Below are 22,522 nucleotides of genomic sequence, written 5' to 3'. Positions count from 1 at the left end.
CTAATTAACCGTAAGATTTATTAGCGGGTGCTGATTCAACCCTTTTGCAACAAATCCCTGAACACTTTTAGGTTTTTGATTGCATATATCTACTGCAGTTTTCTCATCTACTACTTCTAAAAAGACCGAAGCACCAGAACCACTCATTCTTGCATCGCCAAATTGACTAAGCCAATTCAAACAATCTAAAACTGCGGGATATTCACTGCAGACTATTTTTTCTAGGTCATTTATAAATTCAGCATTTAAATTACATGCTGTTAATTTAGCCGTCCCAGAAAAGTCCGACATTGTCTTAGGATTCGTGTTTTTTGTCAATTGCTTATTGGCAAATATTTGCGCTGTTGATACATGTATATTCGGATTCAGCACAACATAGTAGGAATTGTGCAGATTAATCTCTGTTAATTGCTCGCCTATGCCTTCTGCCCAGGCGTTGTTCCCAAAAATAAAGAAAGGTACATCGGCGCCCAATTTCAATCCCAGTGACATAAGCTCTTTGCGGCTTAAGCTAAGCTGCCACAAGCTATTTAAAGCTATTAGCACGGTTGCTGCATCTGAACTGCCGCCACCAAGACCGCCGCCTATAGGGATGTGCTTTTCAACCAAAATGTCTACGCCAAGTGGGCATTTTGTATGTTGCTGTAACAATTTAGCCGCACGAACACATAAATCTTGCTCTGCAGGCACGCCAGCCACATCATTCACGCGCTTTACAACGCCGTCTGTGGAGGGTTTGAGTTTTACTGTGTCGTATAAATCAAGTAGACAAAAAACGGTTTGCAGTAAATGGTAGCCATCTGCGCGCTGACCTGTGATGTGCAGAAATAAATTGATTTTTGCCGGCGCTAAAAATGATTGAAAATCTTGCATAGGACAGTATTTTAGCGCATCTAGCCTGTCGTTAGATTGACTAAATTAATTTTAATTAGCAGTTTTAATCTTAGTGAGTTGCTGTAGCGCGAGCCTTATTCAATAATCACTCGGCCATTCAAAGCTTGTATGGGACGGTTGTTGCTGTGATGCACAGCTTTTTTAAAGGCATCAATCTGTTCTTTAGAGGCTGTGATAGGGTTTTTCATTAATAGCCAGCGTACACCTTCGCTGCAAGGTGGCGTAGTCAGTGAGCCACTAAAACGATAGTAGCTTTTATTATCGGGCATAAACTCACTGGGTATGACGCGAGTTTTTAATGCGATTGGTTCGCCTTCTACTTCAGGTAGTTGCTCCCAAAGTTTGGCTAAGGCTGGATTGGCTTTGCCTTCAGTGAACATGACGCCTATCACGGCCAAATTGCCTTTAGCATCAGCATGTACAAATTGGGCTTCCAATGGAAAGGACTTGCCGTGTATGGTATTTTCGCTAGGGGCATGGAAATGTACGTGCTTCATTTGAAATGCAGCGTTATCAAGCGCCAACATATTGCCTTCTTTAAAGTTAATTTGTACGGTATGGCCATTGTTAAGAATATCTTTTGCAGGAAACTTCTGTATCGCTTTTAAAGGCTTAATCGCCGCATGAATACTATCGTCAATATTGATTGGCGATTGATTTCGGCCGGCATCACAGGTCGCAAATTCCGGGCTAAGTTTTGCCCAATTCTCAGGACCTTCTTTGCCTTCGTATGCCCAGTGAGTTTTGTTGTCGCCTTTTTTAATGTTGGCAGGTTTTATTGTCGCCGATTTGGCTGTCACGGCAGCAGTTTTAGTGTCGGTAGGTTTCTCTGCCGCAGTTTTGGCGGGCGCTTCAGGCTTTGTAGTACCTTTCTGTGTTTCTGGAGTCGTTTTAGATACGGTGGCTTTTGATTCTACGGCAACAACTGTTGGTTTTTCTGCTTGGCACACATAGCGCATGGCAATGTCCATGTCTGTTTCTGGCACTGGTTCAATAAACTCCGCACTTTTAGAATCTATGCCCGCCGAGTAAACCAGTTCGCTATTTAAATATTGAAAAACTTGAGAAGTGGCAGATTTTTGTGCTGAACAATCAAAAAACCAGAGTAATTTTGATAAATTATATTGTTTGTCGATAGTTTCTGGATTTTTTTGCGGAGTTTTGTATTCAACCTTCACCCAAGCTCTTTTGTACTTATCTTGTTGCAATATAGATTGCTTATCCAGCATTATTTTTTCAATATTGTTGTCGCTGAGTTTCACCCATTGCGCCGCTTGGCTGTTGTTGCATACAGCAAAACAGAGTATGAATAGTGCGATTAATCTTTTCATTGTATCTACGTTCATCCTATTGGAGCCTTCAACAAATTTATTTCAGCCTAAATTATGCAGAAATAGTGATGGTTTTTAATGATGAAGTACGGCTGGGTTTAGACCTTAATTCCTAGATTTGGAATATTTTGGCTTAAATTTGATGAATCAATGCAAGAGTGAGCTTTGAGCTAATTAGAAGAGTTTGAGTTTGCGGTACTGGAGTCTGTAATACGAGACCAACTTTCAACCAATAGCTTCAAATAGACTTTGTCGTTTCTGAGTAAGATTTTACTTGGTAAAAAGTGACCATTTTGATTGGCATAGTTTTCGTATTGAATATCCCAGCCATCTTGCTTTAAGGTGCTCAAATAACCTTGTTCATTCCATGTGCTGGCTTGAATGGTGCTACTACTTGGGCGTCCTAGTGACCAATCTGCAAGACCCGCGAGTGGTAGTTGCCAACCTAGCGTTTTTTGAGTGAGTGTTTCAGCGTCTGCGGCGGTAATGCTATTGCCTTTAGCATCTTCTAAAGTGACGTTCTCAGAGGTTTTTTTAATGCTCGCCAGTTGACCACCGAGGGGTGAGTACAAGGCGATGTCATCGTTTATTTTGCTGTGCTGCCAAGTCAGGCTGCCAGAGAAGCCTTTACCTTCTGCTTGCACGCCAATGCGGCCTTTAATGCTGAATTGGTCTATACCAGCAATCTCTTGCAAATGTGCTTGATGGCGAGCTTGTGAGGCTGAGTTAGGGTTAACTTCAGGCTTAGGCAGCGTGGTGCAGCCTGCCATCGTAGCAATAAAGCTAAAAGCAAAAAATAAACGAGCGAACATTATCTGCAAATCTTGCTTCATCTGTAAATCTTTAAGCGAAAAGATTTACGACTTGAATTTACTGGCCGTTGTCAGCAGTACTTCATTGTCTGGATTCCTGCTAAGCGCATCAGTCCAGATTTTTTTAGCCTCATCATGCTTACCTTTTTGCCATAAAACCTCACCTAAATGTGCTGCAATTTCAGGGTCTTGATTCACTTGGTAAGCTTGCTCCAAGTAAGTAATTGCTTTGTCTAGCTTGCCTTTTCTGTAATATGCCCAACCAAGACTATCTAGCATGTAATGGTCATTTGGGCTGATGGTTAAGGCTTTTTCTATTAGTGTGACGGCTTCATCTAGCTTGATGTTACGGTCGGCGAATGAGTAGCCTAGTGCATTGTAGGCCGCAGCAAAATCTGGTTTTGCCGCAATGGTTTTGCGTAATTCGCTTTCCATAATATCTAGCTTGTGAACTCGTTCAGCGGCTAGCGCATAGTCGTAAACCAACTCTGGAGTATTTGGGAGATTTTTAACGGCTTTATCCAGTAAATCAAATGCATCTTGATCACGCTTAGCCTTAGCTAACAATGAAGCTTCTGTTTGAATAACGACGATTTGTTGTTCAGTCGTTAAATCTTCCAAGGCATCAAGCTTTTCAATGGCTTTATCCACCGATTGGGTGCGTGCAATTAAGTTTGCTGAACCAATCTGAGCTTCTAAAAAGCGCGGTCCCGGCTGCACTTTGTTGTACCAAGCCAATGCGTCAGCATCATGATTTTGTTTTTCAGTGACTTGTGCCAAGTAAATATATAGTTGGTCTGTATCTTTAAAATCCTGTGTTAGCGATTGCTGAAAATAACTCTCAGCACCCGCAAAGTCGCCAGCTTGGAACGAGAGTAACCCAACAACAGCTGTCACTTCTGGACTATTTTTACCGTATTGCATTATGGTTGGATATTGTTTTTTTGCTGCATCATATTGCTTTTGATTCACCATGATTTTAGCCATGTTGACACGAACTTCATTTGATTCAGGATATTGATCTAAGAATGATTGATAAAAATCTATGCCAGATTGAGGTGCTTTATTGAATAAGATTTGTCCTTTGAGTAGCGCTGCCACGTTCCAGCCTGGTTTAAGTTTTTCGGCTTTATCTAGCGCTTGTAGTGCTACAGTGTTTTGGTTTGCTGCATAGGCAGACTGTGCGATTGCGAATTGCGCTTCAGCTAAATCTGGATAAGGTGCGGCAAGTGACTGAACCAAATTCAGCACGCCAGCTTTGTCTTTGCTGCGGCTAAGTAGATTGTTGAGGTATAAAAAGCCGCCCGCACGCGTTTCTTCTTTATCAAAAAGTTTCGCTAAATAGGGTTTGGCTGCATCTAATTGGTCTGTCCCGATGAGCACTTCTGTCATGGCTTGTTGCGCTTCGTTAGAAGTCGGGGCAAGTTCAGACCAAAGTTTTATGGCAGGTACAGTCATGCCAGGCACATTGCCGTAAGCCGCAACTTTGGCAGCACGTTCTGCTAGGCTAGCGTCTTGGGAAGTTTTGGCTAGCTCATAAAAAACTTTGCTTGAAGTTGCCAGGTCGCCACGTTGCCCCGCAACTTCAGCGACTAAGTATTTAAAAACAAAATCTGTTTCAGTATTAAATTGATTGGCTTGAGCTGCCTTGCTGGCTTGCTCTCCAGTGACTGTCGCACAACCACTCATGCACAAGGCACTTACTACTAGGCTTGTGCCGATGATATTTTTAACCTTAAACAAAGTTTTGTTTGAGTGGAGTTTAGTTTCAGAGTGACGAGGCATTGGGCGCATAAGTTATTTTATAATTATTAAGAATGAATGGAAATAAGCTTTAAAAATAAGGTTTAATAGTCGCGATAGATTAATGTGTAAGATAATAAGCCATTACTACAGTATTGTACTGTTCTATTTCTTAGTCCGTGACAGGTGCTGCAAGTTCCTCCATAATTATGGATTGACTGCAATGAATGTCAATAGAACTTTCCTATATTGCGGTTCTCAAATGCAGAAGTAATTTTTAGCGCTGGCTGGCTTGTTGCAATTGAAGATAACGTATTGATTTTTAGTCACAATAACCTGTATTTTCGTATTAACAAATAGAGTAACTATGAATAATTTTACAGTAGAGGCAACCGAACTCACGCGGCTATACGGTGGTAGAGAAGCCGTCAGCAATGTGAGTTTTACTTTAAGCAAAGGTCAAGTTTTGGGCTTTTTAGGCCCAAACGGTGCTGGTAAATCGACCACCATGAAAATGCTGACAGGTAATCTTGCGCCAAGTAATGGCTCAGTCAAGATATGCGGTATTGATATGATGGAGAGCCCAAAGGAAGCCAAAGCGCTTATTGGGTACTTGCCTGAAATGCGTCCTCTATATAAAGAGTTGACTGTAGATGAGTATTTAACCATCGCAGCTAGGTTGCATAGAGTGAGTTCTGGCAGCATCAAAAAAGCGGTGGAAGTGGCTAAAGAGCGCTGTGGTTTAGGTCATATGAGCAAGCGTCTGATTGAAAATCTATCAAATGGTTACCAACAACGCGTTGGTATTGCACAAGCCATTATTCATAACCCGATGGTAGTCATTCTGGATGAGCCAACGGTTGGTTTAGATCCAATTCAAATTCGTGATATTCGTGCCTTGATTCGTGAAGTGGGCGCGGAACGTAGCGTGATTATCTCTACTCATATTTTGCCTGAAGTTGAAATGGTGTGTGACCATGTGCAAATTATTGATAAAGGTAAATTAGTGTTTAATGGTGCGATCGATGTGCTTAAAAAGCATCGCATCGGTAATAAGCTGTTAATTGGCATGCACAATGCGCCAAATACAGATGAAATGCTGAAAATTGCTGGTGTTATTGAAGCTGAAAATGTTTCTGCGGGTTTAATGCGCGTTCGCTTTGCTGATGATGCAGCGCCAGCTGAATCTATTGTGCAGACAGCGGTTAAAAATGGTTGGGGCTTGTATCAAATTGCGCCTGATCAAACTAGTCTGGAAGATGTATTCGTACAACTCACCTATCAAGAACAGCCTGTCGCTGAACAGACTGCCGCGTAAATTTAAGGTCACATCATGATTATCAATGTAGCAAGAAAAGAACTTAAAAGTATGTTTGCCTCGCCTATGGGCTGGGTGATTTTATCTCTACTGATGTTTTCATTCGGTACATATTATTTAAATGGGGTAAATGATTACTTTGCCGTGATGTCAGGCGCAATGCGCCCTGCAGAGCGCACAGGGGTGACGCAGTTCGTCGGACAAATGGTCTATGGCTTTGCGTCCTTTATGGTGTTATTTGCCGTGCCATTACTGTCAATGCGATTGATTTCTGAAGAGCGTCGCAGCCAAACGCTGCCATTCTTATTCAGTGCGCCAATTTCACTCACAGAAATCGTAATGGGTAAATTTCTAGGTTTAGTAGCATTTTTAAGTATCTTGGTCGTATTCATTGCGCTAATGTTATCTACGCTTAATATTTGGGCTGACATCGATTTTGGCTTCATCATTGCCAACTCGATCGGCTTGTTGCTAATGATTGCAAGCTTTTCTGCACTAGGTTTGTATTTCTCAAGCATGACGCAGCAACCAGTGATTGCAGCAATCTTAACGTTTATCGCTTTATTCGCATTGATGTTTTTAGATCGCTTCTTTGCTGGTGACCCAAGCAATATGCTAGCGAGCTTGTCTCTTACACGACACTTTCAATCGTTCTCAGGTGGTTTAATCGATACGGGTGATATTGCCTACTTCTTGTTATTTATTATCACATTTTTAACGTTAACAGTACGTCGTTTAGATGCCGACCGCTTACGCGGCTAACTAATCATTGAATTTTCGTCGCTATGCTACGTTGCTCACAAAAAATTACTCCTTACATATACAACATATGTGGCGTCATAATTTTTTGTTCGCGCCTTGCCTAGCTTAGAAACTTAAATGATTAAAAACCTTTAAATATTTGAAATATTAGGTCTTGTAAAATGAATATCAATCGTAAATTACGTTTTCAACTGTTAGTGCAAAACAGTTTTTTTGTTGTCCTGTTTTTATTACTGGTGATATTGCTTGGCTATTTAGCGAGTCAATATCGTGTTGCAAAAGACATCACACAAGCTAACCGTAACATTCTTACGCAGGGCAGTGTTAACGTGCTTAAGCAGATGAATGCGCCTATCAATATTACGGTTTTTGCGACTAAAGATGATGCATCAGGTGGCGACAACTTCCGTAAAGGAATGATTGATTTTGTGGCGCGCTATCAACGTGAAAAGAAGAACGTCAACCTCACTTTTGTAAATCCTTCAATCGAGCCAAAACTGGCGCAAGATGCAGGCGTTAAAGAAGATGGTGAAGTGATTGTGGAGTACAACAAACGTACCGAACATATCATTCCGCCAATTGCTGAACAGGAAATGACTAACTTATTGGTGCGTTTATCTCGTACTAATCAGCAAGCTGTCATGTATTTAGATGGCCATGGCGAGCGCAATTTATTAGGTGTAAAAAACTTTGACTTGGGTGAATTTGGTAAACAGTTAGAGAAAAAAGGCTTTAAATTTGCCAACCCAGATTTAACCATTGCACAAGGCGTACCAAGCAATGGTGCGATGCTAGTGATTGCTAGCCCTCAAGTAGATGTCAGTGAGGTTGAAGCGAAGAAAATCAAAGCCTACCTTGAAGCGGGGGGTAATTTATTTTGGTTGCTTGATGACGACAATTATCGCGGCATGAAAGAGGTTGCCGATTACCTAGGCTTGCATGTTTCGCCTGGCATCGCGTTGGATATGGCTTCAGCGCAATATGGCGCGGATGCACGTGTTTCCTTTGCCAGTTTGTATGGTGAGCATGCGATTACCACTAACTTTATGTTGCGTACTTTATTCCCAGAAGCGCATGAAGTCACCGCACAAGGCACAGACGAAAATGGCTGGAAAGTCAGTAATCTAATTGAAGTAGCACCAAATGGTTGGTTAGCATCAGAAAAGTTAGCTAAAGACGCTAAGCCTACATTTAATGAGAAAAAAGACAAACGTGGTCCAATTAACATCGGCGTTGCTTTAGAGCGCACTTATGGTAAAAAAGGTCAGCGCGTAGTTGTCATGGGTAATGGTAACTTCTTATCCAACACTTTTATTACGAATGGCGGAAACCTAGACTTAGGCGTCAATATGGTGAACTGGCTTGCGGGTGATGATAAGCTCATCACCATACAACCTATGCCACTTAAAGATATTAACGTGAATATTCCAGATACAGATACAGGCCGTATTGTTGCTTGGACTGTGTTCCATGGCTTTCAATATTTTATCCCGTTTGGCGTGATGATTGCAGGCTTATATTTCTGGTGGAAACGTAGAAAAGCTTAAGCTGGTAAGCATTTGACTAAGTAAGTTTTAAGTTTAAATTGTGATAGATTAAGGCATACATGAAAAAACGTTGGTTACTTAATTTAGTGATGTTGTGTGTAGTAGGCAGTTTGGTGGCATTTTTATATTTGCGTCCCAAACAAACTACAGAACAAGAAGCCAGCTATGATATCTCCGCATACAAGCTTGCAGAATTCAATGCAATTAGCGTAGAGTTTCCAGCTAAAGCTGCAGTTAAGTTAGATAAAGTGAATGGTTTTTGGCGTTTGAGTGCGCCCGTTAATATGCGTGCTGACCAAGCATCAGTGCAACGCATTTTGTCTATTATTGCGGCTAGATCAAAAGACAAATTCACCAATCCTGATTTAGAGAAATTCGGCCTAAATAACCCTGAGCTTAAACTCAAGCTTGTTAGAGATAAGAACAGCCAAGATAAAGATAATGTAGAGGAGTTCACATTCGGTACTCATAATCCTGTGACTGATGAGCAGTACGTAGCCCATAGAAATGCGGTTTATTTAGTGTCTAATAACTATGCTGAAGCAGCTTCTACACAGGTTATTGAGTTGATTGACAAATCACCACTGAAACCAACTGAAAAAATTGCCGGTTTTGATTTTAGTCATCTAGAGCAATGGTCCGATACAAGATTGAATGTTGATTTGGCTGATGGAAAATGGAGTGTTTCAATCGCAGCAGCCAAGCCACAACAGAACGAAATGAACGAGTGGTTAGATTTTTCATGGGTGCATAATCCAGCGAAATCTGTTGAAATGTATACGCCAGATCGTAAAGTCACTTACCCTTATGTGGTGGTTAAATTAGCTGATGGTAGCAAAGTACGTTTTGACAAGATTCAAGAATCACCAGATTTGTTGCTAGCGCGTCCTGACGAAGGTTTGATTTACAACTTTCCATCGGATGCAGGCTTCACGATGTTAAATCCACCGATTAACATTCCAAGTAAGTAACTCCATTTCTTTATGATCACTGTCGCTGCTGGCTTCATCTTGCCGTGCTATAGCACTGTCTTCGGCTTGTCGCCTAGACATTATTGATAAAGAATTGGAATAAACATATGCCTGAACTCCCAGAGGTAGAAACCACCCGCCGCGGGCTTTTGCCTCTTGTTGGCAAGGTGGTTAAATCGGTTACCATTCGCCATCCTACGCTGCGCTGGCCTATCCCCCAGTCTCTGCTGCAAATATTACCCAATCAAGTGCTACGCGGCCTTACACGTCGTGCAAAGTACATTTTGTGTGAGTATGACACTGGCACTTTGCTATTGCATCTCGGCATGTCCGGTCGTGTTCAATTGCTGGATACAAATTACCCAGCAGAAAAACATGACCATTTCGATATTGAGTTTACTGATGGGCAAGTGCTGCGACTCCGTGACCCGCGTCGTTTTGGTGCAGTATTATGGATAGATAACAAAGAAAATCACCATGTGTTGCTGAACAGCCTAGGCCCAGAGCCACTAGAAGAGGGCTTTAACGCGAAATATTTACACGCTGCATTGAGTAATAAATCGCTAGTTATTAAAAATGCCATTATGGATGGCCATGTCGTGGTGGGTGTAGGTAATATCTATGCCTCTGAATCATTGTTTCGAGCGCGTATACATCCTGAAACGGCCGCCAATAAATTGACTTTAAGGCAGTGTGAGAAGTTAGTGGTGGAAATCAAAAGTACTTTAAATGATGCTTTGTCTGCGGGCGGTAGCAGTCTGCGAGATTTTTTTGGCGTCGATGGCAATATTGGCTATTTTCAGCAAGAGTACTTTGTCTATGCGCGCACTGATGAACCATGCAAAGTCTGCACAAAGCCGATTAAATGTATACGCTTAGGTCAACGCTCTACATTTTATTGCGAGAAGTGTCAGAAGCGATAGATTAAGTTTATTTCTGAGTTCTAGAATTAAGCTTTAATCTATAAGCTCCAAAATATCAATAATCCCGCCACTTGAAGCAATACGAGCAGGCTTACAGCTAGTGTTAATCTTTTTTGCCAACGCGCCTGATTCTCTTGAGTTTTAATTAATGCATCAATGGCCTGTCTTATTGGCGCATCTTGTTCGGCACGCGTTTGTTGTGTTAAAAATTGATGCACTAAGCGCGGCATTTGTGGCAAATTTTTTGCGATATAAGGCAGTTCTTTTTTCATGGTTTTTACAATACTACGCCAGCCTATTTGTTCGCTCATCCAGCGTTTTAGAAACGGTTTAGCTGTTTGCCATAAGTCGATGTCGGGGTCTAAATCGCGACCTAAGCCTTCAATATTCAGTAAGGTCTTTTGCAGCATGACTAACTGCGGTTGGATAATCACACCGAATTTACGTGACATTTGGAATAGACTTAATAGGGTGCGCCCAAACGAAATATCTTTAAGTGGCTTGTCAAATATAGGCTCACATATTGCACGCACAGCGGTTTCCAGTGCTTCAACATTGGTATCTTTTGGTACCCAGCCAGATTCTATATGAGCAACAGCCACATCGCGATAATCGCCGTTAAAAAACGCTAGAAAATTGCGAGCGAGATAATATTTATCATTGTCTGTCAGCGTACCCATAATGCCGAAATCCAGCGCGATATAACGGCCATCATCAGCTACTTGAATGTTGCCAGGATGCATGTCCGCGTGAAAAAAGCCATCCCTAAATACTTGCGTGAAAAATATTTCGACGCCGTCGTGCGCAAGTTTCGGAATGTCTATGCCTTTGGCGCGTAGCACGTCGACTTTACTAATCGGTGTGCCAACCATACGTTCCATCACCATCACTTGCTGGCGGCACCAGTCCCAATATACATGTGGAACTAGCAGCCGTTTATCCGGGAAGTTGCTAGATAGTCGCGTACAGTTGGCGGCTTCTAGCGTTAAATCTAACTCGCTATGGGTATGTTCTGCAAACTCTGCAACGACTTCACGTGGTTTTAAACGTTTAACTTCGGCGGATATGCCTTGCAATAACCATGCGGCGGTATCTAAAAGTTCTAAATCATGATTAATAACTTTTGCAATGCCAGGGCGCAATACCTTTACGGCAACTGGCGTGCCATCGAGTAAGTAAGCAAAATGCACTTGTGCGACGGATGCGCTAGCAATCGCTGTCTCTTCAAAGCTTGAAAACACCTGATTGAGCGGTAGATTGAACGCTTCATGTATAACTGATTGTATTTCGGTGAATGCTACAGGAGGTACTTGGTCTTGTAGTTTGGCAAGTTCATCAGCAATATCTAGCGGAATTAAGTCGCGCCGAGTGGATAGCATCTGCCCGAATTTGACAAAAATTGGACCTAATGCCTCGAGCGCTAACCTTAGACGTTCGCCGCGAGGTTTGCTTTTGTCACGCCAAAACAGTAAAACATTGATGATGCTCTGAAGTGGTTTTAATTTGGTATGGCTTAAAATGAATTCATCTAGGCCAAAACGTAGTGCAATATAAATAATATAAAAAAGCCGAAAAATGCGCATATGTTTAGTCGTTGCTATCTACAGCATTGCTGTTTTTGTTTAGTTTTTTAGTAGACCGTTGTCTAAATTTGCCTTGATGCTCTTGGTCAGCTTGGCTAGCCTCTTTTCAAAGCGTGCGACATCCGCACCTAAGATATCAACTTCCGCATTGAACTGCTCAACATGACGCTTTTTGGCTATAAGTGGCATTTCTTCTTGCCAATACTCGCTCAACATTTCTGCCAGATTGATGCTGGTTTCTTTTACTGAGTTTGCTGCATCGCGTGCAAATGTACCGATTTTATTTGCAGGAATATCGCCAATCAAACTGCTTAAATCATCTTCGTAATCCCAACGCATATTTGAGAATACTTTAGCTAACTCTGCGACTAGCTGAGTATCACCTTCAATGTTAATCTGTCTGTTTGCAGTTTCGTCTTTAGCTAGCAACCGTAAAAGTAAGCTTGGAGGAATCGTCACTTTGGCATCGGGAACGTTAGTTTCACCCGCCATGGCTAAATTGCCATTCTCTAATATCACTAAACTAGCTGAGATAAAGCTCACATTAATCTGTATAGATCTACCTGCAAATGGCTTTAGCAGATTACTCGCCCAACTATTTTGCGAGATGAGATGTTGCAATAAACGCGTTGAAAGTGCTTTGAGCATATTAAGTTTTATAACCTTTATGCAAAGCAACTACCCCTGCGGCAAGATTGTAGTAATCGACTTTGCTCAAGCCTGCATCAGTCATCATTTGCTTGAGCGTTTCTTGGTCTGGATGCATGCGGATAGATTCAGCCAAATATTGATAACTCTCTGCATCTTTAGCGAGAATTTTGCCCATAAAGGGTAATAGCTTGAATGAATATACATCGTATATTTTAGAAAGCGGCTGCCACACTTTTGAAAATTCAAGTACCAGCAATCTACCGCCCACTTTAAGCACGCGCTGCATTTCTGCTAAGGCTTTATCTTTGTGTGTCATGTTGCGCAAACCAAACGCGACTATTACGCAGTCAAAGTGGTTGTCGGGGAAGGGCAGTTTTTCTGCATCGCACTGTAACGCTGGCACGCTTAAACCGGCATCCAGCATGCGGTCACGTCCAACAGCCAACATGGAGGCGTTAATGTCGGTCAGTATGACTTGGCCGTCAGCACCAACTTTTTTTGCGAATAACTTGGATAAATCGCCGCTGCCACCCGCAATATCTAACACTTTATCACCTGCTTTTACACCACTTATTTCTATAGCAAAGCGCTTCCAACCTCTATGCAAGCCTGCTGACATGACATCGTTCATCAGGTCATATTTGCTCGCCACAGAATGAAAAACCTCACCTACTTTTTTTGCTTTTTCATTTTCAGCAACGGTTTTAAAGCCAAAGTGTGTGTTTTGATTGCCGTCTTGATTTATGTTGTGTTCAGTCGTCATTTAACGTTATCCGTATTAACTTTCTTTGCGTTTAATACCAGCAGCGCTTAATCTGCCTAAATATTCTAGCCAAAGCGCTTCATAGTCTCGGCCCAGGTCATATAAGTAGTCCCATGAATATAAACCTGTATTATGACCGTCAGAGAATGTAAGCTTGACCGCATAATTACCAACTGGTTCGATAGCTGTGATATTCACATCTTCTTTACCAACTTGTAATACTTCTTGCCCAGGACCATGTCCTTTTACCTCCGCCGAAGGAGAGTAAACACGTAGAAATTCGCAAGATAACTGGCATTCCATATTGTTATCAAATTTGATTTCTAACAGACGCGAAGCTTGGTGCAATCGAATGTCAATTGGACGAGGAGTGTTGTTGGTTAAGCCGCTCATGATGACTCTTTTAGGTAAAATAAGATGATAACAGAATGGCATGGCTTGATGACGATGCATCAGTGCGCCGTTCATCATCAAATTTAGCCCGTCTATCTAAATTTTATTTTAAATGTAAATAATAGTTAATTGATTCGGTTGATTATTATATAAATAATGATAAAGTTCTAATAAGTAAAAATAGGTAAGGATTGACATGGCTCAAGAAAAATCTAATAGCAAACTGGCAAATCAATTTGCAGCATATACCGAGTGGCGCAAGGCCTTGGTTGATACTATCTCTGATTATCGGAGTTGGTTGAATGAGCAAGAGCTCAATGACGGACAAGTTGATCAACGTATACAGCATCTATTAGATAGACTTCGTGAAGATAAATTGAACGTTGCGTTTGTGGCGGAATTTTCCCGTGGTAAATCCGAACTCATTAATGCAATCTTCTTTGCAGGTTACGGTACAAGGTTGTTGCCTTCAAGCGCAGGTCGTACCACCATGTGCCCGACAGAGCTACTGTACGATAAAACCAAACCAAGTTCAATTATGCTGTTGCCAATTGAAACGCGCTTATCTGATGCCACCACCACAGAATACAAACGTTATCCAGAAGAGTGGAAGACAGTCACCTTTGACATTGAGTCAAACGAAAGCATGGTCAGCGCTTTTAAAGAGGTGAGCAATACTAAAGCCGTGTCAGTATTAGAGGCAGAAAAATATGGTTTGTTTGATCCTAACAGTGCAGATGATGCGCTAAGCGTTAATAAAGATGGCACTATTGATGTGCCAAGTTGGCGCTATGCGATGATTAACTTCCCGCACCCGCTACTTGAGCAAGGTTTGGTTATTTTAGATACACCAGGTTTGAATGCGATAGGTACCGAGCCTGAGTTAACCTTGAATATGTTGCCAAATGCCCATGCGGTGTTGTTTATCTTGGCTGCTGACACTGGCGTTACTAAGTCGGAAATTGACGTATGGCGCCAGTATATTAGTGGCACGCGCTGGAAGCAAAAAGGCCGTTTAGCTGTACTTAATAAAATTGACGGACTTTGGGATGAGCTAAAAGACGAAGAAGAAATTCAAAAAGAACTGACTAAGCAAATCAAATCCAGTGCAGATTTATTGGGCTTAGAAACAAACCAAATCTTCCCTATTTCGGCACAAAAGGGTTTGTTAGCTAAGGTTAACAATGACCCAGAATTGCTCGAAAAGAGTCGTATTTTAGAGTTGGAACGTGCCTTGTCTGACGAATTGATTCCCTCTAAAAAAGAAATCGTTCGTGATAATACGCAAAATGAAATCGAAGATTTGATTGCCAGTTCGCATTTAATTTTAGATGCGCGTATCTCAGGCATCAATGATCAGTTGCTCGAGTTGCGCGGTTTGCGCGGCAAGAATGAAGACGTTGTAGAGCACATGATGAACAAGGTGAAGGTTGATAAAGAGAATTTCGAAAAAGGCTTACAACGTTTTCAAGCCCTGCGTAGTATTTTCTCTCAGCATACCAATCGATTGTTCACGCTTTTAGGGATGGAAGCACTTAAAACGCATGTGCACTCCACTCGTGAAACCATGCAAGGGGCTAGTTTCACTAAAACTATTCGTGATGCGATGGATAATTTCTTCAGTGAATTGAAAACACGTTTAGTTTCATCTGATGCTCAAATAGATGAAATTAAGAAAATGATGGATGTGATGTATGAGAAGTTCTCTAAAGAGCATGGTCTGCGCAAGTCCGACCCGCCAGCTTTCTCAACATTGCGCTATCAAAAAGAACTGGCTAAATTAGAGCGAGCATACAAAGAGCAATTTAACACTGCATTTAATATGATTGCCAATGAAAAAATGACGCTCACCACCAAGTTCTTTGAAACGTTGGCTAGCCGTGTGATTCATGTGTATGAAGTGGCAAATCGTGACATTGAAAATTGGCTAAAAGCAGTGATTTCGCCAATGGAATCACAAGTCCGTGAGCATCAATTGCAATTACGCCGTCGTTTAGAAAGTATTAAACGCATTTATAAAGCGACGGATACTTTAGAAGATCGTATTTTAGAGTTGGAAGCCATTGAGAAGAGCATTCAAGCGCAGTTAGATGATCTGAAAGTATTGCGTATGCACATGAAAAACGCACTGGCATTTGAGCCGGTGGAAAATGAAATGGCTGCGTAATTTAGTAAATTCTCGTTGATATAAATAAGAGTTAAATAAAAAAAGGCTGCATTGCAGCCTTTTTTTATTTAACTCTTACTAAAAACTAAAATTAACGACTAGCTAACATTAAGCTCTTCATTTTCTGCATAGCCTTTTGCTCAATTTGGCGAATGCGCTCAGCTGAAACACCGAATTCATCTGCTAACTCATGTAATGTTTTGCCGCCTTGATCTTGTAACCAGCGCGCTTCAACAACACGACGGCTTCTGTCATCCAGGTTCTGAAGCGCGTTAGCTAAACCTGTCGTTTCAGCTATTTCAATTTGCTTAGATTCCAAAGCTTCTAGCGGCTCTAAACCTTCATCTGGCAAATATGCAATCGGGCTGTACTGCTCATCGCTATCATCGTCAATATTTGCTTCAAGCGAAATCTCATGACCATTTAAGCGTGCTTCCATTTCCAACACTTCTTCAGGTTTGACATTCAACTCTTTAGCGATGTGCGCGACTTCAGCAGGCTGCAAGCTATTTAAGCCAGTTTTCATGCTGCGTAAATTAAAGAATAGTTTACGTTGTGCTTTGGTTGTCGCAATTTTTACCATACGCCAATTGCGCACAATATATTCGTGCATTTCAGCTTTAATCCAGTGCATCGCAAAAGACACCAAGCGTACACCGCGCTCTGGGTCAAAGCGTTTTACTGCCTTCATCAGGCCGATATTACCTTCTTGAATTAAATCTGATTGTGGTAGGCCGTAACCGTTGTAGCCACGCGCGATGCTGGCGACTAAGCGCAAATGCGAGACAATTAACTGGCGCGCAGCTTCTAAATCATTGTCAGCTCTAAACTTTACGGCAAGTGAATACTCCTCTTCTGCGGACAGAACAGGATATGCCTTAATCACCCTAGAATAATGCTCTAGACTGTCAGATGCTGTTAATACTGGTAATGTTAATGCGTTACTCATTGAACTTATTTCCTCCAATAGCTAATATATTAGCACTCTTGCTATTAGAGTGCTAGAGGCTAAATGGTTCAATTTATAGTGAAATATGTTTTGTGGCATTAAAGTTGGTTACTAAATATGATTTTTTTTGATAGGTATATTCGACAAATATTGATACTAAATGTTGAAATTTTGTATCAATGCCTTATTAGTAGTTACCCATTCAAAAGACTGCATATCATGCGAACACCAACAAAGTGCTAATTAAAGTCTATGCATAAGTTATGAACAGCAGCTTTGTGGCAAGTAAAATAAGAAGTCACCGACAGGTCTGGGCCCTTTACAGACATTTGTTTAATTTAATACTTTTAGAAAAAAGTTATAGTTAATTACTATCAGGGGAGGCGGATATTCCTAGAAGTTATTTGGAAGAAGTGGCTTTTGAAGTTACTTTTTTGTCTAAAAATATTACTTGCCCCAGAGCATGCAGCCTAATTAGCTTGTCCATTAATGTATTCTTTTCAGGATGTGTTAGTCTTACTCTAATAAATCTAGTTTTTCGAATCCAGGGTGAGAGCTAAGAATACTTCATAAATGCAACAGTGAAGATCATTTCTTCGACTTTAGCATATTCATAAAATTGGCTTAATAAGATGCTTCTTATTAACAAATGAATATTTTCAAAAATGATTACAATATTTACTTGAGTTTGATAGATATTTGTAGATTTCTCCCCGGTTGTTATAAATTAAATTCTTTATTAATTCGTAGACTAAGTATGAAAAAAATATTATCTTCATTAAGGAGCCGATTTGATAATGGAATACGATTTCTTCTAGGGCTCCATAGACTGAATTGCCAGCTTTGGAACCCTAAATTGACTAGTCAAATTAAAACTACAGAATTACACTAGAATTCTAGCGATTAAGTAATGTATGAAACAGTCCATACCAACTCCCAGCTTCTATAGTTACCTATTCTTACCACTCGCCTATTTCATCAGTGTTAAGCTCTGTTTAGGTTTAGCGATGACACCTGAAGGCACCGTGATTATTTGGTTAGCTAATGCTTTTACTTTAACAGCATTACTCTATTATCGTGGTCAGCGTTACTGGGTTTTCATACTTTTTGCGATAGCAGCTGAAATTGCTGCTGATGTGCCTACATTTCCTTGGTATGAAGGGCTAATGTTGGGTGTTACTAACACTATCGAAGTAACATTAGCCTACCTTATTATGCGTAAAGTCAGCATGTCTCCTTCGCTATATAAGCTAGAAGATGTCATCAAATTTATTGTGGCAGGACCGTTTATTGCGTCGCTAATTGGAGCTCTTATTGGTGCCGCAATTATCAAATTTTTTGGAGTCGATACTGGAGGGTATTTATCCATAGTTCAAGTTTGGTGGTTCGGTGATGCTTTAGGTTTGATAATTGGAATACCTTTATTATTATCCCTTCTTTATTACAAATCCCAGCCAATTAAGCCCTTGATTCGGATTGACTTAATAGTTGCTGTGATTAGTACTGCTTTGCTATTAATGCTAACGTTTGGCGAAAATGGTCTCTTTTTAGGGGTAGTAATTACCCCGACACTTTTGCTTCCCTCTATGCTGTACTTAGCCGCTCGTACAGATTTAAAATGTACTGCTATTGCAGTGTTTATTGTCTCTTTTGCTTTGGCATTAGTAATTACTGCAGGGCGAAATCCTTTCGGTAATTTATCAATATCTTTGACCATTTTGCACGCCCAAGAATTTATAGCAATACTCAGTATCGCAAGTATGGGTTTCGCTACACTACTATCTCGTATTCGCGATAATGAACGTGAGCTTGAGGATCGTGTTTCTAAACGAACTGATGAGTTGCAATTACTTAATCACAAGCTAGAGGGGCTAAGCAAAACTGATGGACTAACTGGTATTGCCAATCGCCGCAGCTTTGATGATGTGTTAGAAATCGAATGGATGCGAGCAAAAAGGGCAAACCAACCTCTAGCTCTTGCGATGCTAGATATTGACTGGTTCAAGCGATATAACGACCACTATGGACATCAAGCAGGTGATGAATGTTTGCGAAGAGTTAGCAATATTCTTGCTTCTAATTTATGTCGTACTGGTGATCTGGTTGCACGTTACGGTGGTGAAGAGTTTGTATTTATAGCACCGGCAATTAGCGGTGATCAAGCTCTTGAGATTTCACGGAAAATCTGTGAGGCACTTCATAGCCTTGCATTACCTCACGAATTATCTACTTTTGGCTATGTGACAGTCAGTGTAGGTGTGGCATCCATTACGCCACAGGGCTCACAGAAGTCTGATGTTTTAGTTAAAATGGCTGATGATGCGTTATATCAGGCTAAAGAGCAGGGAAGAAATCGAGCTTTACTAGCTTAGTTTAGAATAGATAACTAGAACCTTTAAATGATATAAAAGCTGAGCATAAAAACCTTAATACATATAGTTCTTCTAAATTGATGAATTGACGCATAAAACCACTGATTACTTATTGATTATTTTCTTGGTAAGGACACTACGATATAATTATTATCAATAGTGCATTTAATTATTAAAGAATTTAGACAATCTGAAATGATTCATAAATGAGCACTATAAATACTCAAGAATTAGATGCTCGAATTGCTGAAAAATTGTGCCGGCCAGCTAAAGCACAGATGTGCAAAAAAATGCTACGTTTCCTAATGGCATTAATTCTCTCATTATTTGTAAATAGCATCGCATATGCGCTCATACAAAATCTCCCAACCAGTTTTAAAGTACAAAAACCTCTTCCAGTAAATCAATTACAAAAAGCAACCCTCATCGTTGGAAGCGAGCAGGACTTCCCGCCTTTTGCTACAGGCATGAGTGATGAGTCTGCTGGTGGCTTTACCGTTGAGTTGTGGAAAGCAGTTGCATCAGAAGCCGGTTTAAATTACCACATTCGTGTTTTACCTTTCCACCAGTTACTTGATGAATTTAAATCAGGAAAGATTGATGTCCTGATAAACCTCAACGTCACCGATGAGGCCCACGTATATGCGGACTTTTCTGTACCACATTCTGTTTTTAATGGAGGTATCTTTGTTCGTAATAACGAATCAAATATCAACTCCGAGGTTGACCTTAAAGGCAAATCCATCATTATGATGAAAGACGATGTCGAGGCTAACTATGCTACGTCAAGAGGATGGAATAATCAGTTAGTGTTTGTAGAGGCTGCGGCAGAAGGTATGCAAATGTTAGCCTCTGGTAGCCACGATGCTATGTTGATCAACAAAGTCGTTGGTCTACAGACTTTGCATTCACTTAAGCTGGATAATATTAAAGCGTTAAAAGCTAAGGCTGGATTCACGCAAAGATTTGCATTTGCAGTTCATACAGGTCAATCAGAACTATTAGGTAAAATTGATGAAGGTCTGGCGGTTACCAAAGCCAATGGAGTCTATAACAACTTATATGACAAATGGTTTGGTGTATATGAGTTGAAAGAAATTGGGGTGGTTGATTTACTGAAATACCTCATGCCTATTGTTTTGATATTTATCTGTATATTGGGATATATACTTTACTTACGCCATCGTGAACGTAAGCAGGCTGAAGAATCCTTAGAGATGATGAGGTTCAGCGTTGACAATGCTCATGACAGCATATTTTGGATTAACCGAGAGGGTCATATCCTCTACGTGAATCTTGCTGCATGCATGGAGCGCGAATACTCCCTAAAAGAGATGTTGCAGATGAGAATTTTTGACTTAGACCCTGATTACCAGCCAGGCATATGGACCCCCCACTTTGAAGACCTCAGTCGGCGCGGATCAATATCACTTGAAACCCGACACCGTACAAAAAACGGTCGTATATTCCCTGTCGAGGTCAGTGCAAACTATATCAATCTTAACGGTAAAGAGTTTAATTTTGCAGTGCTTAGAGACATTACTGAGCGCAAACAAGCTGAGCTTGCACTTAGTATAAGCGAACTATCTGCCAAACAATCTTTAGCCGAACTTAAATACCAGAAGTCTGCAGTCGATGAACATGCCATCGTATCTGTGACAGATGTACAGGGTATCATTACCTATGCTAATTCTAAGTTCTGTAAAATCAGTGGTTATACTGAAGAAGAGTTATTGGGCCAAGATCACCATATATTGAGTTCTGGCTATCATCCAAAAGGGTTCTTCAAAGAAATGTACCTGACATTAGCAACTGGTAAACCTTGGCATGATGAAATCTGCAATCGCACTAAAGATGGTCACTTGTACTGGGTAGACACAACAATTACTCCTTTTATGGCAGATGACGGCAAGCCAAAAAGTTACATCTCTATTCGGACTGATATCACTCAACGCAAGGCCGCTGAAGAAAAAAATAACATTTTAGCACTCTATGACACGCTCACTAATTTAGCCAATCGACGCTTGCTCTTAGATAGACTTAAACAGGCTTTAGCTAGCAGTGCCCGAAGTAGTCGCCGAGGCGCATTATTGTTTCTGGACTTGGACCACTTTAAAAAACTGAATGACACGCTCGGACATGATGTTGGAGATACACTCTTGCAAGCAGTAGCCAGTAGATTAACGAGCTGCATTCGTGAAGGTGATACTGTAGCTCGTTTCGGTGGAGATGAGTTTGTTGTGCTGCTAGCTGACTTAAGCGAACATGCCTTTGAAGCAGCAGCTCAAACTAAAGATATCGCTGAAAAAATGATTATTACACTCAATCAGCCTTATCAACTTAAAACAAATATCTACCATAACACTGCCAGTATAGGAGCTACATTGTTCGTTGGTCATGAGCTGGAGATAGACGAACTGTTAAAGCAAGCTGATATTGCTATGTATCAATCTAAGAACGAAGGTCGGAATACGCTATGTTTCTTCGACCCAAAAATGCAAGAAGCTATTGCTGCACGTGTTGATCTTGAAAACGAACTGCGTAAAGCCATTCAAGAACAACAATTCCAATTGCATTATCAAATTCAAGTTTCTAGCACTGGACAAGCATTTGGAGCAGAAGCCTTAATCCGTTGGCAACACCCAGAGCGCGGCATGATCCCTCCATATAACTTCATTACCTTAGCCGAAGAAACCGGGCTGATTTTACAGATAGGGCAATGGGTACTTGACACGGCCTGCGCCCAACTTAAAACATGGCAACAGATCCCACTTACTCAAAACCTGCTGCTCGCTGTCAATGTGAGTGCCAAGCAGTTCTTTCAAGTGGACTTTGTCGATCAAGTAAAGGCAACCTTACAAAAGTATGATGTTAATCCTACGTATCTTAAACTGGAGCTGACAGAAAGTATGTTGGTGTATAACATCAATGACATTATTACCAAAATGAATGCGCTTAGCAAAATAGGAGTTATTTTCTCATTAGATGACTTTGGTACAGGCTACTCTTCATTACAATATCTCAAAATGCTCCCATTGTCTCAATTGAAGATAGACCAGTCCTTTGTACGTGATATTGCCACTGATAAAAGTGATGCAGCGATTGTGCGCACTATCATTACTATGGCACATAGCTTGGGCATTGACGTCATTGCTGAGGGTGTAGAAACTGATGAACAAAAGCAATTCTTGTTGGACAATGGCTGTGTGCAATACCAAGGGTATCTGTTCAGTAGACCAGTTCAGATTGATGAATTTGATTATTTGATTAGAACTAAAATGCAAATCTTAAAGTCTGCTGCTACGCAGATAGACTAGAGGCTAAAAAATATGTTTGTATTGAG

General features: G+C 40.9%; 17 protein-coding genes. 8 read left to right on the top strand and 9 right to left on the bottom strand.

The genetic code is table 11. The annotated features are described in order from the left end of the window. From ispE to M301_RS10635, 4 genes are all read right to left on the bottom strand, one after another. Complete coding sequence (ispE, locus tag M301_RS10650; RefSeq protein ID WP_013148787.1) at positions 1-873, bottom strand: 4-(cytidine 5'-diphospho)-2-C-methyl-D-erythritol kinase; 873 nt, start codon at positions 871-873, stop codon at positions 1-3. A gap of 95 nt (positions 874-968) precedes the next feature. Then, positions 969-2,240, bottom strand: a complete 1,272-nt coding sequence (locus M301_RS10645) for a surface-adhesin E family protein (protein WP_013148786.1) — start codon at positions 2,238-2,240, stop codon at positions 969-971. Between the two features lie 155 nt (positions 2,241-2,395). After that, a complete protein-coding gene (gene lolB, locus M301_RS10640) occupies positions 2,396-3,037 on the bottom strand; it encodes a lipoprotein insertase outer membrane protein LolB (protein WP_013148785.1) in 642 nt (213 codons plus the stop codon). Between the two features lie 45 nt (positions 3,038-3,082). Next, the gene (locus M301_RS10635; protein WP_013148784.1) at positions 3,083-4,822 is read right to left on the bottom strand and encodes a tetratricopeptide repeat protein; all 1,740 of its coding nucleotides are present in this window, start codon (positions 4,820-4,822) and stop codon (positions 3,083-3,085) included. A gap of 325 nt (positions 4,823-5,147) precedes the next feature. Here M301_RS10635 and M301_RS10630 point away from each other — a divergent pair, with 325 nt between their 5' ends. From M301_RS10630 to mutM, 5 genes are all read left to right on the top strand, one after another. Then, the gene (locus M301_RS10630; protein WP_013148783.1) at positions 5,148-6,098 is read left to right on the top strand and encodes an ABC transporter ATP-binding protein; all 951 of its coding nucleotides are present in this window, start codon (positions 5,148-5,150) and stop codon (positions 6,096-6,098) included. A gap of 15 nt (positions 6,099-6,113) precedes the next feature. Next, a complete protein-coding gene (locus M301_RS10625; protein ID WP_013148782.1) occupies positions 6,114-6,860 on the top strand; it encodes an ABC transporter permease in 747 nt (248 codons plus the stop codon). A 161-nt stretch (positions 6,861-7,021) separates the two neighbouring features. Beyond that, complete coding sequence (locus M301_RS10620) at positions 7,022-8,407, top strand: GldG family protein (protein WP_013148781.1); 1,386 nt, start codon at positions 7,022-7,024, stop codon at positions 8,405-8,407. Positions 8,408-8,466: 59 nt separating this feature from the next. Then, positions 8,467-9,378 (top strand): DUF4340 domain-containing protein, encoded by a 912-nt coding sequence (locus tag M301_RS10615; protein ID WP_013148780.1) that lies wholly within the window; start codon positions 8,467-8,469, stop codon positions 9,376-9,378. Positions 9,379-9,485: 107 nt separating this feature from the next. Then, positions 9,486-10,301 carry a bifunctional DNA-formamidopyrimidine glycosylase/DNA-(apurinic or apyrimidinic site) lyase gene (gene mutM / locus M301_RS10610; RefSeq protein WP_013148779.1) on the top strand — a complete coding sequence of 272 codons (816 nt, stop codon included), beginning with the start codon at positions 9,486-9,488 and terminating at the stop codon, positions 10,299-10,301. A 38-nt stretch (positions 10,302-10,339) separates the two neighbouring features. On the opposite strand, the gene ubiB is transcribed toward mutM, so the two are convergent. The 4 genes from ubiB to M301_RS10590 are packed head-to-tail and all read right to left on the bottom strand — an operon-like array spanning position 10,340 to position 13,691. Then, positions 10,340-11,884 carry a ubiquinone biosynthesis regulatory protein kinase UbiB gene (gene ubiB, locus M301_RS10605; RefSeq protein WP_013148778.1) on the bottom strand — a complete coding sequence of 515 codons (1,545 nt, stop codon included), beginning with the start codon at positions 11,882-11,884 and terminating at the stop codon, positions 10,340-10,342. Between the two features lie 39 nt (positions 11,885-11,923). After that, a complete protein-coding gene (locus M301_RS10600) occupies positions 11,924-12,532 on the bottom strand; it encodes a ubiquinone biosynthesis accessory factor UbiJ (RefSeq protein ID WP_013148777.1) in 609 nt (202 codons plus the stop codon). Between the two features lies 1 nt (position 12,533). After that, positions 12,534-13,298, bottom strand: a complete 765-nt coding sequence (gene ubiE / locus M301_RS10595) for a bifunctional demethylmenaquinone methyltransferase/2-methoxy-6-polyprenyl-1,4-benzoquinol methylase UbiE (protein ID WP_013148776.1) — start codon at positions 13,296-13,298, stop codon at positions 12,534-12,536. Positions 13,299-13,313: 15 nt separating this feature from the next. Then, complete coding sequence (locus M301_RS10590) at positions 13,314-13,691, bottom strand: gamma-butyrobetaine hydroxylase family protein (protein ID WP_013148775.1); 378 nt, start codon at positions 13,689-13,691, stop codon at positions 13,314-13,316. Between the two features lie 196 nt (positions 13,692-13,887). Between M301_RS10590 and M301_RS10585 the strand changes: the two genes are divergently transcribed. Continuing rightward, complete coding sequence (locus M301_RS10585) at positions 13,888-15,858, top strand: dynamin family protein (protein WP_013148774.1); 1,971 nt, start codon at positions 13,888-13,890, stop codon at positions 15,856-15,858. Positions 15,859-15,949: 91 nt separating this feature from the next. Here the strand turns inward: M301_RS10585 and rpoH are convergent, their stop codons facing one another. Next, on the bottom strand, positions 15,950-16,807 hold the full coding sequence (rpoH, locus tag M301_RS10580) for an RNA polymerase sigma factor RpoH (RefSeq protein ID WP_013148773.1): 858 nt from the start codon (positions 16,805-16,807) through the stop codon (positions 15,950-15,952). A 914-nt stretch (positions 16,808-17,721) separates the two neighbouring features. On the opposite strand from rpoH, the gene M301_RS10575 reads away from it, so the two are divergent. Together M301_RS10575 and M301_RS14285 are read left to right on the top strand one after the other, a co-directional pair. Beyond that, complete coding sequence (locus M301_RS10575; RefSeq protein ID WP_013148772.1) at positions 17,722-19,179, top strand: sensor domain-containing diguanylate cyclase; 1,458 nt, start codon at positions 17,722-17,724, stop codon at positions 19,177-19,179. Between the two features lie 206 nt (positions 19,180-19,385). Further along, positions 19,386-22,496 (top strand): EAL domain-containing protein, encoded by a 3,111-nt coding sequence (locus M301_RS14285; RefSeq protein ID WP_013148771.1) that lies wholly within the window; start codon positions 19,386-19,388, stop codon positions 22,494-22,496. Positions 22,497-22,522: the final 26 nt, after the last annotated feature.

The sequence above is a fragment of the Methylotenera versatilis 301 genome, from assembly GCF_000093025.1.
In the GTDB taxonomy this organism is placed as follows: Bacteria; Pseudomonadota; Gammaproteobacteria; order Burkholderiales; family Methylophilaceae; genus Methylotenera; species Methylotenera versatilis.
The sequence above is the reverse complement of the archived record's forward strand: the minus strand, read 5'-3'. Positions and strand labels throughout refer to the sequence as shown.

Coding starts and splice junctions, on each gene's coding strand:
- M301_RS10590 (WP_013148775.1), bottom strand. CDS start 13,691: ATGAGCGGCTTAACCAACAACACTCCTCGTCCAATTGACATTCGATTG.
- M301_RS10600 (WP_013148777.1), bottom strand. CDS start 12,532: ATGCTCAAAGCACTTTCAACGCGTTTATTGCAACATCTCATCTCGCAA.
- M301_RS10625 (WP_013148782.1), top strand. CDS start 6,114: ATGATTATCAATGTAGCAAGAAAAGAACTTAAAAGTATGTTTGCCTCG.
- lolB (WP_013148785.1), bottom strand. CDS start 3,037: ATGTTCGCTCGTTTATTTTTTGCTTTTAGCTTTATTGCTACGATGGCA.
- mutM (WP_013148779.1), top strand. CDS start 9,486: ATGCCTGAACTCCCAGAGGTAGAAACCACCCGCCGCGGGCTTTTGCCT.
- M301_RS14285 (WP_013148771.1), top strand. CDS start 19,386: ATGAGCACTATAAATACTCAAGAATTAGATGCTCGAATTGCTGAAAAA.
- rpoH (WP_013148773.1), bottom strand. CDS start 16,807: ATGAGTAACGCATTAACATTACCAGTATTAACAGCATCTGACAGTCTA.
- ispE (WP_013148787.1), bottom strand. CDS start 873: ATGCAAGATTTTCAATCATTTTTAGCGCCGGCAAAAATCAATTTATTT.
- ubiE (WP_013148776.1), bottom strand. CDS start 13,298: ATGACGACTGAACACAACATAAATCAAGACGGCAATCAAAACACACAC.
- M301_RS10620 (WP_013148781.1), top strand. CDS start 7,022: ATGAATATCAATCGTAAATTACGTTTTCAACTGTTAGTGCAAAACAGT.
- M301_RS10635 (WP_013148784.1), bottom strand. CDS start 4,822: ATGCCTCGTCACTCTGAAACTAAACTCCACTCAAACAAAACTTTGTTT.
- M301_RS10615 (WP_013148780.1), top strand. CDS start 8,467: ATGAAAAAACGTTGGTTACTTAATTTAGTGATGTTGTGTGTAGTAGGC.
- ubiB (WP_013148778.1), bottom strand. CDS start 11,884: ATGCGCATTTTTCGGCTTTTTTATATTATTTATATTGCACTACGTTTT.
- M301_RS10575 (WP_013148772.1), top strand. CDS start 17,722: ATGAAACAGTCCATACCAACTCCCAGCTTCTATAGTTACCTATTCTTA.
- M301_RS10630 (WP_013148783.1), top strand. CDS start 5,148: ATGAATAATTTTACAGTAGAGGCAACCGAACTCACGCGGCTATACGGT.
- M301_RS10585 (WP_013148774.1), top strand. CDS start 13,888: ATGGCTCAAGAAAAATCTAATAGCAAACTGGCAAATCAATTTGCAGCA.
- M301_RS10645 (WP_013148786.1), bottom strand. CDS start 2,240: ATGAACGTAGATACAATGAAAAGATTAATCGCACTATTCATACTCTGT.